The 14,608-nt window shown below is 44.6% G+C and carries 11 protein-coding genes; all 11 read right to left on the bottom strand.

Annotated features, from left to right (window positions below):
- Nucleotides 1–95 precede the first annotated feature (95 nt).
- Nucleotides 96–1,532, bottom strand: a complete 1,437-nt coding sequence (gene ffh / locus LFUMFP_RS04310) for a signal recognition particle protein (protein WP_025082509.1) — start codon at nt 1,530–1,532, stop codon at nt 96–98.
- 24 nt (nt 1,533–1,556) lie between these two features.
- Nucleotides 1,557–1,898 (bottom strand): putative DNA-binding protein, encoded by a 342-nt coding sequence (locus LFUMFP_RS04305; protein WP_025082508.1) that lies wholly within the window; start codon nt 1,896–1,898, stop codon nt 1,557–1,559.
- A gap of 145 nt (nt 1,899–2,043) precedes the next feature.
- The gene (locus tag LFUMFP_RS04300) at nt 2,044–3,186 is read right to left on the bottom strand and encodes a glycerate kinase family protein (RefSeq protein WP_106483104.1); all 1,143 of its coding nucleotides are present in this window, start codon (nt 3,184–3,186) and stop codon (nt 2,044–2,046) included.
- 10 nt (nt 3,187–3,196) lie between these two features.
- Nucleotides 3,197–4,483, bottom strand: a complete 1,287-nt coding sequence (locus LFUMFP_RS04295; RefSeq protein ID WP_056950129.1) for a GntP family permease — start codon at nt 4,481–4,483, stop codon at nt 3,197–3,199.
- A 98-nt stretch (nt 4,484–4,581) separates the two neighbouring features.
- The gene (locus LFUMFP_RS04290; protein WP_056950131.1) at nt 4,582–5,619 is read right to left on the bottom strand and encodes a CdaR family transcriptional regulator; all 1,038 of its coding nucleotides are present in this window, start codon (nt 5,617–5,619) and stop codon (nt 4,582–4,584) included.
- 77 nt (nt 5,620–5,696) lie between these two features.
- A complete protein-coding gene (gene ftsY, locus LFUMFP_RS04285) occupies nt 5,697–7,100 on the bottom strand; it encodes a signal recognition particle-docking protein FtsY (protein ID WP_106483103.1) in 1,404 nt (467 codons plus the stop codon).
- Between the two features lie 12 nt (nt 7,101–7,112).
- The gene (gene smc, locus LFUMFP_RS04280) at nt 7,113–10,670 is read right to left on the bottom strand and encodes a chromosome segregation protein SMC (protein WP_106483102.1); all 3,558 of its coding nucleotides are present in this window, start codon (nt 10,668–10,670) and stop codon (nt 7,113–7,115) included.
- A 35-nt stretch (nt 10,671–10,705) separates the two neighbouring features.
- Nucleotides 10,706–11,410 (bottom strand): ribonuclease III, encoded by a 705-nt coding sequence (gene rnc / locus LFUMFP_RS04275; protein WP_302685336.1) that lies wholly within the window; start codon nt 11,408–11,410, stop codon nt 10,706–10,708.
- A gap of 149 nt (nt 11,411–11,559) precedes the next feature.
- Complete coding sequence (locus LFUMFP_RS04270; RefSeq protein WP_025082503.1) at nt 11,560–12,531, bottom strand: ABC transporter ATP-binding protein; 972 nt, start codon at nt 12,529–12,531, stop codon at nt 11,560–11,562.
- Nucleotides 12,518–13,579 carry an ABC transporter ATP-binding protein gene (locus LFUMFP_RS04265; RefSeq protein ID WP_025082502.1) on the bottom strand — a complete coding sequence of 354 codons (1,062 nt, stop codon included), beginning with the start codon at nt 13,577–13,579 and terminating at the stop codon, nt 12,518–12,520. Before LFUMFP_RS04265 ends, LFUMFP_RS04270 begins: the two co-directional genes overlap by 14 nt.
- 14 nt (nt 13,580–13,593) lie before the next feature.
- Nucleotides 13,594–14,607 carry an ABC transporter permease gene (locus LFUMFP_RS04260; protein WP_106483101.1) on the bottom strand — a complete coding sequence of 338 codons (1,014 nt, stop codon included), beginning with the start codon at nt 14,605–14,607 and terminating at the stop codon, nt 13,594–13,596.
- Nucleotide 14,608: the final 1 nt, after the last annotated feature.

Below are 14,608 nucleotides of genomic sequence, written 5' to 3'. Positions count from 1 at the left end.
CCTATTAATTCTTTAACAAGACATAATATACCAAAAATTACAGGCCGTGTAAAGTGTTTTTTCTTTACAGGCTGATTTTTTTTAATTTAACTTGATTATGATTTAAACCGGCGCGCATTTTTAAGGCGTTTCTTCTTATTCTTCTTATTCTTACGAACCATTGAGTTCATCGCCATCTTACCCATGCGCCCTTGAACGCCATTGCCCATTAAACCTTCCATGCCGTTAAAATTACCTTTCGACATTTGGTTCATCATCTTTTTAGATTGATTAAACTGTTTAATCATCCGATTGACTTCTTGGATTGGCCGACCAGCACCAGCGGCTAAACGACGACGGCGACTCGGGTTCAATAGATCCGGATCTTCACGTTCTTTAGGCGTCATTGATTGGACAATCGCCTTCATGTGCGTCATGTCTTTCGGATCCATCTTAACGTTCTTCAATTGGGGATTATTAGCCATTCCCGGAATCATCTTCATGATGTCTTCCAACGGGCCCATGTTTTGCAATTGATCCATTTGATCGAGGAAATCGTTAAAATCAAAACTATTTTCTTTAATCTTTTCCGCCATATCGACGGCTTTTTGTTCGTCGTAATCCTGTTGGGCTTTTTCAATCAAGCTCAACATATCACCCATGCCCAGGATTCGGCTACTCATCCGATCAGGATAGAAGATATCTAATTGCGTTAGTTTTTCACCTTGACCAGTGAACTTAATCGGTTTGCCCGTGACGGCGCGAATTGAAAGGGCAGCCCCACCACGCGTATCGCCATCTAACTTGGTTAAAACAACCCCGGTAACCTCTAAACGGTCGTTAAACCCTTCGGCCACATCAACGGCAGCTTGACCGGTCATCGCATCGACCGTCAACAAGATTTCATTCGGATGCGCTAATGCGCTAATGTCCGCTAATTCTTGCATCAAGGTTTCATCAATTTGGAGTCGACCGGCAGTATCAATTAAGACGTAATCGTTCTTTTGTAAGTTGGCCTGTGCTAACCCTTGACGAACGATTTCAACTGGACTGACATCGGTCCCCATGTCAAAAACGGGGACGTTAATTTGTGACCCGACCGTCTTTAATTGGTCAATGGCTGCAGGTCGGTAGATATCGGCCGCAATCATCAATGGTCGGGCTTTTTCATTTTGGACTAAATAGTTGGCTAGTTTCCCAGCCGTCGTGGTTTTCCCGGCCCCTTGGAGACCGACCATCATGATAATGGTTGGGACGTGTGGTGATTTGTTCAACGGTACGGCGGTTTCACCCATCATCTTCGTTAATTCTTCATCGACGATTTTGACGATTTGTTGTGCGGGTGACAAGCTATCGAGGACTTCTGCCCCAATTGCCCGTTCCTTAACGACTTTAATAAAATCTTTAACGACTCTAAAGTTAACATCGGCTTCCAATAACGCGAGACGAATCTCACGCATGGCTTGATTGACGTCGGCCTCAGTCACTTTCCCTTTACGTCGTAATTTACTTAATGCCCCTTGTAATCGTTCTGTTAAACCTTCAAATGCCACTGATCATCATTCCTTTAATTGTTTTTATTGTTCTGTTAACGCCAACAAATCCGCTAATAACCGCGCTAATTGTTGGTCTTCTGGATAATTGGCTTGAATATATTTTTTAAGCTGATCAGCACTCGCATTTTGTTGTTCGTAATTCTGGAATAAATGCAACTTCGCTTCATAACCTTCTAATATTTTTTCAGTCCGACGAATATTGTCGTAGACGGCCTGACGGCTCACCGCATACTCTTCAGCAATTTCACCTAGTGAGAAATCATCCCCATAGTACAGCGAAATGTAACTGTGCTGTTTCGCCGTTAACAGGGCACCATAAAATTCAAACAGTGAATTCATTCGTGCATTTTGTGCCAGTTCCATTTGACGCCTCCTAGATTAGATTGACCTATCTATTAGAGTACCGATTTTATTGGTCTGAGTCAACGTTTATTGCGATTATTCCGGCCAAATAAAAATGGTCAATTAGTCCGATAGTTGCGACTAACTCACCATTTTAATTGGTTTATTACGACTGACTTTGTTTGATTAAGCGGGCAATGTTGATACTCGTTAACGTCAGATTATCTTTCGTCCGCGCCAAAGCTTGTTCCAACGTCATAACGCCAGGTGTTGAACAAAAGATGGCGTCAATGCCTAGGTCGTATAGCACTTCCGTCCCTTGACCAATATTGCCAGCAATCGCAATCACAGTGGCATTGGGATTAACCCGTTTCACCGCGCGCGCAACTCCCATCGGCGTTTTACCGTATTGCGTTTGAAAATCAATCCCGCCTTCACCAGTCACCACTAAATCGGCATCCTGAGCAATCTGGGCTAAACGGGTTTGTGCAACCACAATCTCAACCCCGGCTTGCATCTGTGCGTTTGTAAAGGCCAACAGGCCAGCACCCAATCCGCCAGCAGCACCAGCGCCGGCGATTGTTGCGACGTCTAAACCGATGTCGCGCTGAATAATCTGCGCGTAATGACTGAGGTTTTGATCAAGTTGTGCGACCATTGCCGGTGTTGCCCCTTTTTGCGGACCAAACACGGCTGATGCCCCTGTCGGACCCGTCAATGGATTGGTCACATCAGAAGCAATCACGAGTTCAACGTCTTTCAAAACGGGGAGCACATCTGTCAAATCAATTGCGGCTAATTTCGCCAACGCCCCGCCACCAAATCCAATTGGTTGTCGCTGAGCGTCCAATAACTGAACACCCAAGGCCTGTGCCATGCCGGCACCGCCATCGTTAGTCGCGCTGCCACCTATTCCGATAATCACTTTACGTGCCCCGGCTTCAATCGCCGCTCGGATTAATTGGCCCGTCCCGTAAGTGGTCGTGATTAACGGATTTTGCGTCGCTTCATCAATAAATTGAATGCCACTGGCCGCCGCCATTTCGATGACGGCCGTTTGTTGATCGCCCAACAAGCCATATTGCGCTTCAACGTCAACGCCTAGTGGATTTTTAACCGTTGCCGTTTTAAACTGACCATCGGTAGCATCGACTAAGGATTGAACCGTCCCCTCGCCACCATCAGCCATCGGTACTTCAACGATTTCAGCTTCTGGAAAAATACTCGCAAATCCGGTGCGCATTGCGTGACTAGCTTCGATTGCCGTCACTGAATTTTTAAATGAATCTGGCGCTAATACAATTTTCATCCTATCCACCTCACAATATGCCATACATGAGAACCGCAACAACCGCCATCGTTAAACCGACACCAGTTTCCCAGACAACGGCTTGCATCCGTTCTTTAAACGTCATCTTCATCGCATTGGCCGTCACGTGGAAATAATTACCGTGGGGTAGATGATCAATGACTGTCGCACCCGTATGGACCATCACGGCTGCGCTCAACGCTGGTATCCCAAACGCTAAGATTGGTTTACTAAACGATCCAGCCGCTAAAATAACCCCTGTCGAGGTTGAAGCCGTCGCTGCCGCCATTAAAATCCCAGAAATCGGTGCTAAGAAGGTGCCAGAAATCCCACTGCTTTGGACTAAACGAACGACTTCTGCCGGTAAATTCGACACCCCAATCAACCCGGCAATCGCACCAGCCCCGATTAAGATTAGAACGACGTCGGTCATCCGTGCCATACCGGCTTTCGTGTAAGCTAACAATTGATGACCTTTACCCATCGCCAACGTCCCGATAATGCCGGCGATTGGCAAGATATACATCGCATCGACTTGAAAACTTTGTAATAATTCAATATGGAAAATATTCCCGATTGGATTAATCAATAATAAAATAACGGCCAATAATGGTGTGACAATCGCTGATTTTAAAGAAGGGCCAACTTGTGTTTGATCACTTTGACGACCTTCAACATCACTGGATTGAACCTGTGCACCCTTATTTTTCAATAACGTTGCTAAGATAATCGTCATGATTAACCCGCAAACTGCAGGAATGAAGTCGGCAATCATTAATTGACTGAGTTCAACATTGAAGCCCTTAGCCGCCGCAATCGTATTCGGATTCGGCGAAATGATATTCCCCGCCTTACCGCCACCTGATAAGGCGACTAACAACGCTAGCTTAGAGATGTGCATCCGTTGCCCAACTTCAAGGGCAATCGGTGCGACGATTAAAACGGCCACTGGGATAAAGACACCGACGCCGGTAATAATCATCGTCGCTAACGCTAAAGCGAAAATCGCTAAACGATCCCCTAAGCGATCAACAATCGTGCGCGCAATCGTGTCGGCCGCACCCGATTCCATCATGACCCCAGCTAAAACGCCGGCGGCCAGAACGCGAATGACGGTCCCCATCACACTTTGAGAACCCGTGACGATGATATCGACAGTCTGCGCTAAACTCGCCCCGCCAATCAACGCCCCTGTGATTGTTCCTAAAAGTAGCGAATAAACAGCATTCAAGTGGCATAAAATTAAAATAATCGCGACTGCTAAACCAATGAGGGCAGCCCACCAAACAATTGTCATCTAAAAAACCTCCTGTGTTATATTACAGAATAATTGTAATCGTTTCATCTGATATATAACACTGGCGATTTTCCGATAATAATTGTGCAACTGCACAATTAATTTAATTGGTAATCAATTAAAGCAATGTATAACATCACTAATTCGTGATAAACCTTAGGGTCTAACCCAATTTTGGTTTTAATCTGACTTAGCCGATAGTGCAAAGTGTTCCGATGAATGTGTAATTGATTGGCCGTCTGTTGCATATTGCCGTTCAATTCAATATACATTTTGAGTGTCGCGATTAGCTCATGGCCCGCTGGTTGGTGGTTAACTTCAATCAGACGTTGCCGGTAATCACTAACGTCTACTTTAGCCGCTAACAACCGCTGGATATGCGCAATTTCCAAACGATAATTCGGATCAGTCGACCGGGTTAGTCGGTTATAATCAACGACTTGACGCGCTTGTGCTAAGGCAATTCCCAATAAGCTCTGTGCTGTACTAATCCCGACAATATACTGTTGCTTTTGCGCCAGCGCTAACCAACTTTGACACACCGCTGGTTGGCGAGTAATAATCACCAATTCATCCGGGTTTAAACGAATTTTATAACTATTAGGATCCACCGGCTGATGAATTAAAATCGTCGTGTTAATGAGAATCAGTTGATATTGTTGGTTGAGGTTAATCCCTAAGGCATGCGCCTCATTAATCAAGTCAGCAGTTTGGTCAGATTCGGTTGTGAGTCCCACCCAAGTTAATAAAAACCGTTCCAACCGTCTTTTTTCACGGGCTTCTTCTTTAGCACGTAAGGCTTGTTCCGTCAATAATTCCGTTGTGACTTTCACTAAAGGTGCGATATAAACCAACTGCTCTGGATCACCGGTAATCCCAACGACACCAATCACGTCGTTTTGAACCACAATCGGCATATTAAACCCCTGTAAAATGCCATTGGGTTGATCAGTTAGAATTCGATTATTTTGCCGGAGACGAATCGCTTCGACCGCGCCATCATGCAACTGGCCAACCCGCGTTGGTTCACCACTGGCGATAATCACGCCCTGTTTATTCATCACATTAATGTTATACGGAATCTCTCGTTGCAAGCGCGCCACAATCTTTTGGGCTAGCTGTTGTTCAATTTCCATAAGTTTGCTCCTTTCTAATCATGCTAAAAAACACAACTACCCGTTTGGATAACTGTGCTTCTAGTTGTTCAATCAATCTATTTGATGGCTTTGCTAACATCGGTATCAATCGTTGTTTGCGGTTCACTGCCGACAATGATGTCTTTAAATAACCCATAAACAAATCGGTTAGGATCAAATAGTTGTAAATCATTCATTTGTTCCCCTAATCCAACCATTTTAACCGGTAAGTGTAATTCAGTTCGCACGGCTAGAACAATCCCACCTTTAGCGGAACCATCTAATTTAGTCAGGACAATCCCCGTCACATCGGTTGTCGCTTTGAATTGTTTCGCTTGGACTAAAGCATTTTGGCCCGTTGTCGCGTCCAAAACGAGTAACACTTCTTGGGGTGCATTTGGAATTTCGCGGGTGATAATCCGTTTAATTTTTTCCAATTCGTTCATCAAGTTGACGTTGTTTTGTAAACGACCCGCGGTATCGACTAATAAGACATCGTAATGTTCCGTCTTGGCTTTATGCACTGCATCAAACACAACCGAGGCTGGATCACTGCCAGCTTGACTAGCGACAACTGGTACCGACACTCGGCGGCCCCATTCTTGCAGTTGTTCGATAGCGCCCGCCCTAAAGGTATCACCGGCTGCTAACAAGACTTTTTTACCCGCTTTTTCAAGTTGATGAGCAAATTTGCCGATTGACGTCGTTTTACCCGCGCCGTTAACCCCGACAAATAAGAAGACCGTCGTTTCGCCAGCCGGTGCAAAGTGCAACGCATTATCTTCAGCTTGGCCTTCTTGACCGTATAAATCGACTAATTTCTCAACAATCGCTTTTGAAACGGCCTCTGGCTTCTTAACATTCCGTAATTTAACTTCTTCACGCAATTCATCGGCAATCTTCATCGCCGTTTCGTAACCAACATCGGCTTCAATCAGCATTTCTTCGACATCGTCAAAGAAGGCTTCATCGACCGTTCTGAAATTGGCAAACAACGCGTTCAAACGTTGTCCAAAAGTTTGACGTGATTTCGCTAATCCTTGATCATATTTCTGTGTTTCAGCGGCCTGAATTGGTTGATCAGCGTCCACGGGGGCCTCTTCATCGGTTACCACTTCGGCCTCAGTAACTGGTGCTTCTTCTGATTCTACTGGGGTTTCACCTTTTGGTCCTTCAGATACTACTGGTGTTTCAACGTCAGTTTCAGTTGGCGTTTCAGCATCATCGTTTTTGCTGACCACCGTTTCGGCTGCCGGTTCACTATCAGCCGTATCAGGCGTCACCGTTGTTGTCGGCTGTGCTACTTCGGTTGGCGTGGCGACTGGTTCTGATTCACTTGGTTGGTCAGAAGGTTCTGTTGGTTCTGTTGGTTCTGTTGGTTCTGTTGGTTCTGTTGGTTCTTCGGTAATCGGTGGTGTGACTTTCTTTTCAGGTTCTTCTTCGCCTGTAAAAGCCTTTTTAATGCGGTCAAATAATCCCATATTGAATGCCTCCTAGGCTGTTTGATGTTCTTCTAGTGAAACCGACACGATCTTAGAAACGCCTGACTCGGCCATCGTAACGCCGTACAAGCGATTCGCTTGGGTCATCGTCCCTTTACGATGGGTAATCACAATAAACTGGGTGGCACTTTCATATCGTTTCATGAAGCGGCCAAAACGTTCAACATTAGCATCGTCTAATGACGCTTCAACTTCATCTAGGATACAAAACGGCACTGGTCGCACTTTTAAAATTGAGAACAGTAACGCAATAGCGGTTAGCGCACGTTCACCACCGGATAATAAACTCAACCGTTGTAATTTTTTACCAGGCGGCTGTGCGATAATATCAATTCCACTGGTTAAAAGCGCGGTCGGATCAGTTAACGTTAGCGATGCGTGACCGCCGCCAAACATCATTGGGAAGATGGCTTCAAAAGCAACGGCCGTCTGTTCAAACGTTGTTTTAAAACGTTTCTCAACTTCCGTATCCATCTCGGCCATCGACGCCAACAATTGGCGTTTGGCATCTAGCAAATCATTTTCCTGTTGCATGAGGAAATCATACCGTTCTTTAACCCGTTGATAATCCTCAATCGCCGCTAAATTAACAGTCCCCAAATCGGCTAACCCTAGTTTAATCAGTTTTAATTTCGACCGTAATTGATCGTTGGTTAAATCAGACGCCTGTAAGGCCGACTTAGCCGCTTCATAACTGAGTTGATAATCTTCGCTCAATGTTGTTAAGCGTTGGTCAATGTGCATCTTGGCCTGGTTTAACGCGACTGAATTGGCTTCTTGTTCCGCTAACGCATTTTTCTGTAATTGATAAACGCGATTCGCATCGGCTTGTAGTCGTTCTTGAGTCGCTTTTAAAGTCGTTCGTTGTTCTTTTTGACCTTTTAATTGTTGTTCTAATCGTTTAATCGTTTGATTCGTCGCCTCTAACAGTTCTTGACGCGCTTTTTGATCGAGCACATCCTCAGAATCCGTTTTTTGGAGCGCCGCCAATCGGGTTTGATTAGTCGTCAACTGTTGGCTTAATTCTTCAACGGACTGCGTGATCGTTGCTAATTTTTCTTGACCGTTTTTATATTCAGTGTTGGCAACGGCTAATTTAGTTTCTAGTTTGGTTTGTTGTTGGACGATCACTTTTTGACTATCATCAAAATGTTGCAATTGTTGATTTGCTTGATCCAATTCAGCCTTAAGCTGATCAATCGCTGCAGCAATCGTCTTTTCGGCCACCCGCAACTCACTTTGGCGTTGTTGATCCGCTTGATAAGCCGTTTGTTGTTGCTGTAATTGGTAATCAGTCGCTTGTTGTTGTCGTTTAACTTGGGTTAGTTTTTCGGTCAATAACGTTAACGTATTATTTTCCGTTTGAGACGTCGCTTTGACCTGTTCAAAAGTTGCTTGGTGACTCGTCAATTGCGCTTGATGGTCCGTTAGCGTTTGTTTCAATTGTTGAACGCCGTGTTGTTTTTGATCCAATGACACTTGCATTTTATCAATCTGGACGGTCAAATCAGCCAAGGTTTGTTTCCTGGCTAAAAGGCCACTGCCTTGACGGCTCGCGTGGCCCCCAGTCATCGAACCCCCAGGGCTCAAAATATCGCCCGCTAACGTCACAATTCGATAGCGATGACCCGTCAATTGACCGAGTTTAATCGCTAGATTGAGTTCGGTCGCAATGATTAAATTGCCCATCAAATGGGTCATGACCGGTGCGACTTGCGCATCGTATTGGACTAATTCACTCGCAATACCGACAAAACCGGGTTGTTGTTGCAATTGGGTCAATAACGAATTCGGTAGCGTCCGCGGTTTCACGACATTATTGGGCAAGAACGTCGCCCGCCCAATCCGATTGGTTTTCAAATAATCAATCGCTTGTTTAGCCGTTGCTTCATCGCGTGTGACCACTTGTTGGAGTTGTGCCCCTAACGCCAATTCAATCGCTTGTTGATATTGACTCGGAACGGTCATTAATTCGGCGACCGCCCCCAGTAAACCAGGTAATTGTTGTTTTTGTTTAAGAACCGCTTTAACCCCTTGGTAGAAGCCGGCATAATCGTCGTCCAACTCGGCCAAGCTCGCTTTTTTAGCTTTCGCCTGTTGCAAAATACCGGATGCTTGGAACCAATTGGTTTGCGCTTTTTGATAATCCTGTTGATCTTGCGCTAATTGTTGTTGCATCTGCGTCGATTGTGCTTGTAATTGGGCCACCTGTTCCGTTAACGCTTGGACCTTGGCCGCTTGATTAGCCTGTTGGGTTGTCTGTTGTGTTAATTGCGCACTCGCTTCGCTAATCGTGCTATCTTGACGCGCCAATTGGGTTTTAACTTGTAATAAATTCTTCGCTAAATATTGTTGATTATTATGGTTAGTGGTTTGTGCTTGCATCTGATCAATATAATCCTGACGAATTTGTTCAATCCGTTCTTTCAACTCCGCTTCACTGCCGGCCGTCTGCTTTTGTAAAGCCTTTAATTCGGTTTTAAGGGTCGCAACCGTTTGTGTTTGTTGATCAAAAGCCGCTTGCAACTGCTTTTGTTGTTGCTGAGCCGTCGTTAATTGAACCGTTAGTCGTTCAACTGATTTCTGCAGTGTTTTGCGACTTTCATCGGTAAACGTCGCCCGTTCTTTCGAAACGTTCTCTTGTCCGACTAAGTTTTCCGCTAACCGACTTTTTTCAAGTAATTGCTGGTTATTTTGTTCTAACGTTTGTTCTAATTCAGTTAACGTCGCTTGATTAGCGGCCAAATCAGCGTTGGTTTGTTGATTATCGGCTTCAACAGTGGCTAGTGTTTGAGCCAAAGATTCGGCCGTCTTTTGATGACTCGCCTGATCGATTGCCAATTGATCAATTTCAACCACCAATAATTGTTGATGAATTTGGTCAAACTGCGCTTTTTGATCTAAATAATCTTGAGCAATACTGCTTTGTTCCTTTAAGGGTTCAACCTGCGCTTGTAATTCGTGGACGATATCGGCGACTCGGTTTAAATTATCATCGGTTTGGTCTAATTCCGATTGCGCCTTTTTCTTTTGTTGTTTGTATTTCAAAACACCGGCGGCTTCTTCGATGATATTTCGGCGATCCTCAGGTTTGCTGTTAAAAATGGCTTCAACGCGCCCTTGCGAAATAATTGAAAAGGATTCCCGCCCCAGGCCGGAATCCATAAATAAGTTGACGATATCTTTCAATCGGCAACTTTTTTGATTCAAATAAAATTCGCTATCACCATTCCGAAATAAACGTCGCGTAATCATGACGTTGGCCGGCTCTTGCGGTAAATATTGATCACTATTATCAAAGTTTAACGTCACTTCAGCCCGATTCAATTGAGGCCGTAAATCGGTCCCGGCAAAAATAATATCTGGCATTCTTTCGCCCCGTAGACTTTTGGCTGATTGCTCACCCATCGCCCAGCGAATGGCTTCTGTGATATTACTTTTACCGCTCCCGTTAGGACCCACAATTCCGGTCAAACCGTCTGAAAAATTGATTTCTGTTTTATCGGCGAATGATTTAAACCCCGATAGCACTAATGATTTTAACTGCATGCACTAAACTCCCTACACCGTGTGACTGATGAACACTATTTTAATTGTGATAATGCTTTTTTAGCGGCCGCTTGTTCCGCCGCTTTTTTATTGCGACCAACCCCTGAGCCTAATACCTTATGATCGACAATTACGTCAACTTCGAATTGGCGATCGTGTGATGGCCCCACTTCAGCTAACAATTGATAATCAATTTCGATTTCACCGTCTTGTTGTAAAAATTCTTGCAAGTTGGTTTTATAATCGGTTTGATCTGAAAATTCGCCGGCTTCAATCTTGGGGAAAACCAGTTGTTCGACGAATTTAACGACCGCACCGCGACCCTGATCTAAGAATAAAGCCCCGTTAAACGCTTCGAATAAATCTTCTAACAAAGTTGCGCGTGCCCGGGCACCATTCTTTTCTTCACCCTTGCCTAAGCGAATGTACCGGTCAAAATGGGCTTCTTTGGAGAAGCTACTAAAACTCTTGGTACAAACAATTGCGGCCCGTAATCGCGTTAACTTACCTTCTGGCCAGTCTGGATATTTTTGAAAGAGGTATTCGGAAACGGTAATTTCCATCACCGCATCGCCTAAAAATTCTAAACGTTCATTATCGCGCAAACCGAGTTCGCGGTGTTCGTTGACGTAAGAAGAGTGCGTAAACGCCTCGTCTAAGATTGCTAAGTTTTGAAATTCAATGCCGTAGCGCGCACGAAGCTCGCTGACTAGTGCTGCATCCAAAATAAAATACCCCATTTCACCTGATTATAATCTTTCACTATTATACCGTTTATACTGATAAAAAAACAGCGTTGGTCTGAGTTAGACCCTTTAATTCTCATCTAATTTTGTCCGTTAATAAAATAGACTAACACCGTTTAATCGGCGTTAGTCTATTTGAAATGCTATTGCGCGATCGTCGTTGCTTGTGTCATTTTCGCTAAAGCCGCTTGATAACCCGGCACTTCAGCTTCGGTGGCATAGACAAAATGCGCGGGCGCAACTTCACGTAATTGACGACCTTCGTTATTGGCTTCAATTGACGCATCGTAAGCCACCCGTCGTTGCTTCCGTTCCAACTTAGGATCTGGTTGGGGCACGGCTGACAATAGACTTTGGGTATACGGATGCAATGGTCGGTCATAGATATCATCGGCGGATGCCAATTCCATAATCTGACCATTATGCATCACGGCAATCCGGTCACTGATGTATTTAACCATCGATAAATCATGCGCAATGAATAAATACGTTAAATTTTGTTGGGCTTGAATATCCTTCAATAAATTGACGACCTGCGCTTGAATCGACACATCGAGCGCTGAAATCGGTTCATCAGCGATGATGAATTTCGGTTTAACCGCCAGAGCCCGGGCAATTCCGATTCTTTGGCGCTGACCACCTGAGAATTCATGGGGATAACGAGTCGCGTGATCTTTGTTTAATCCGACAAGGTCCAATAATTCATTGACCCGGGCATCACATTCCGCTTCGGTTTTCACCAATTTATGAATGTGGAGTCCTTCAGCAATGATGTCTTTGACTTTCATTCGCGGATTCAAAGACGCGTACGGATCTTGGAAAATCATTTGAATCTCTTTTCTGAATTCTTTCATTTGACGACTATGATTCTTAATTTTACTGATATCTTGACCGTCAAACAGAATTTCACCACTCGTCGGATTATAGAGACGAATGATACTCCGACCAGTCGTACTTTTCCCGGAACCAGATTCACCAACTAGGCCAAACGTTTCACCTTCGTAGATTTCAAACGATATATCATCAATCGCTTTAACCTCTGATTTTTTACCTGGGTTAAAGTATTGTTTTAAATGTTTAACACTGACTAATACTTTCGGTTTATCCTTTTCCATCTGTCTGACCTACCTTCTGTGGTGCGACTTCATCATATTTAGCCATCAACGTTTTAATCGCTGCGGGTGGTTCAACTTGCGGTGCATCAGGATGCAATAACCAAGTCGCCGCATAATGGGTTTTAGACACCTCAAAAAATGGTGGCATCTCTTCCGTATCAATTTGCAGTGCGTACGGATTACGTGGTGCAAACGCATCGCCCTTAGGTGGGTCCAAAAGATCGGGTGGGGTGCCCGGAATCGCTTCTAGTTTACCCGCAGTATCTAACGTTGGCATTGAATTCAATAAGCCCCACGTATACGGATGTTTCGGTTGATAAAAAATTTCGTCGACCAATCCGTATTCGATAATCTTACCGGCATACATGACGGCGACCCGATCGGCAATCCCGGCTACGACCCCTAAATCATGGGTGATAAAGATAATTGAGGTTTCAATCTTGCGTTGGAGTTCCTTCATCAAATCGATGATTTGTGCTTGAACCGTTACATCTAAGGCAGTCGTTGGTTCATCTGCAATTAGGACTTGCGGATAATCGACAATCGCAATCGCAATCACAATCCGTTGGCGTTGACCACCTGAGAATTGATGCGGATAATCTTTCATTCGTTCTTTGGCGTTTGGAATCCCAACTAAATCTAAAACCGTTAGTGCCCGTTTCATCGCATCTTCTTTGTTCATCGCTTTGTGAATCAATAGCGGTTCAGCGACTTGTTTGCCGATTGGCATGGTGGGATCCAATGAGGTCATCGGATCTTGGAAAATCATCGAAATTTCGTTGCCCCGAATTTGATTCATTTCCTTTTCGGGTTTCTTCAATAAATCGTCACCATGGTATTTAACCGTGCCACCTTTAACTTGCGCGTTGCTAGCCAATAGACCCATGATACTCCGAACCGTCACGGATTTACCCGAACCAGATTCACCGACAATTGCGAGGGTCTCGCCTTTTTTCAATTCAAAACTCACATCACGAATCGCATGAACATCGCCTGCGTAGGTTTTAAAATCGATGCTTAAATTTTTAACTTCTAAAATATTTGCCATTTGAAAACCTCCGACTATGACTTAGGATCAAATGCATCCCGTAAGCCATCTGCTAATAGATTGACTGCGACCATGATGAGACATAGGACCGCTGCTGGATACCACATTTGGTACGGTAAGAACCGGAAGGCCTTTTGCCCGTCCGATAATAACGTCCCTAATGAAGCGCTTGGTGCTGGAATCCCAATTCCGATGAAGCTTAAGAAGGCTTCGAAGAAAATGGCACTCGGAATCGTGAACATCGTTTGAATGATAATGGTTGAGGATAAATTCGGAATTAGATGTTTCCAGGCAATTCGCGTCGGGGTTTCACCCAAAGTCCGGGCCGCTAAAACGAATTCCTGTTCCTTTAATTGGAAGGTCTGGGCTCGAATCAGCCGGGCCATCGTAATCCACCCGGTGAAACCAATGGCCAACACAATTGATAGCAAGCCTGGCCGTAAGATTAACATCATCAATACAACGACGATTAAGTTCGGAATCGATGAAATGATTTCGATAATCCGTTGCATAAACGTATCAGTTCGGCCGCCTTTCCAACCGGAAATAATCCCGTATGGAATCCCAATTAATAAATCGACTAAGGTTGCTAAAATCCCGATTAATAGGGATAAACGCGTCCCGTATAGAATCCGGGACAATAAATCACGACCGAGATAATCCGTGCCTAAGATGAAACTTTTACCCTTTGGCACACCGGCTTGTTGATACTTATCAACCGTGACCCCGGAAACCGTCGCTGTCCCTTTAAATCCGGGTAAATGACCATTACCGATTTTAGGCGGTAAGTTGGCGTACGCCACGTTTTGTGTATTCGGACTTTGCGGTGCAATCACGGGGGCTAAAAATGTCGCGAGGATGATCGCCAACAAAACAAAGAGCGAAATCACGGCCACTTTATTTTGCTTCAGACGCCGAATAGCATCTTGCGTAAACGTCAATGAAGGTGCACTAATTTTTTCTTGTTCTTCATGATTATCTACTTTGAGCGGTTTAAAAGAACCAGCTGTTATTTTTGTATCTGACATG

Origin of the sequence: Latilactobacillus fuchuensis, assembly GCF_900258455.1 — a bacterium.
GTDB classification, from domain to species: domain Bacteria; phylum Bacillota; class Bacilli; order Lactobacillales; family Lactobacillaceae; genus Latilactobacillus; species Latilactobacillus fuchuensis.
Note: the sequence above shows the minus strand (reverse complement) of the source record. Positions and strands in the feature narration are given on the sequence as shown.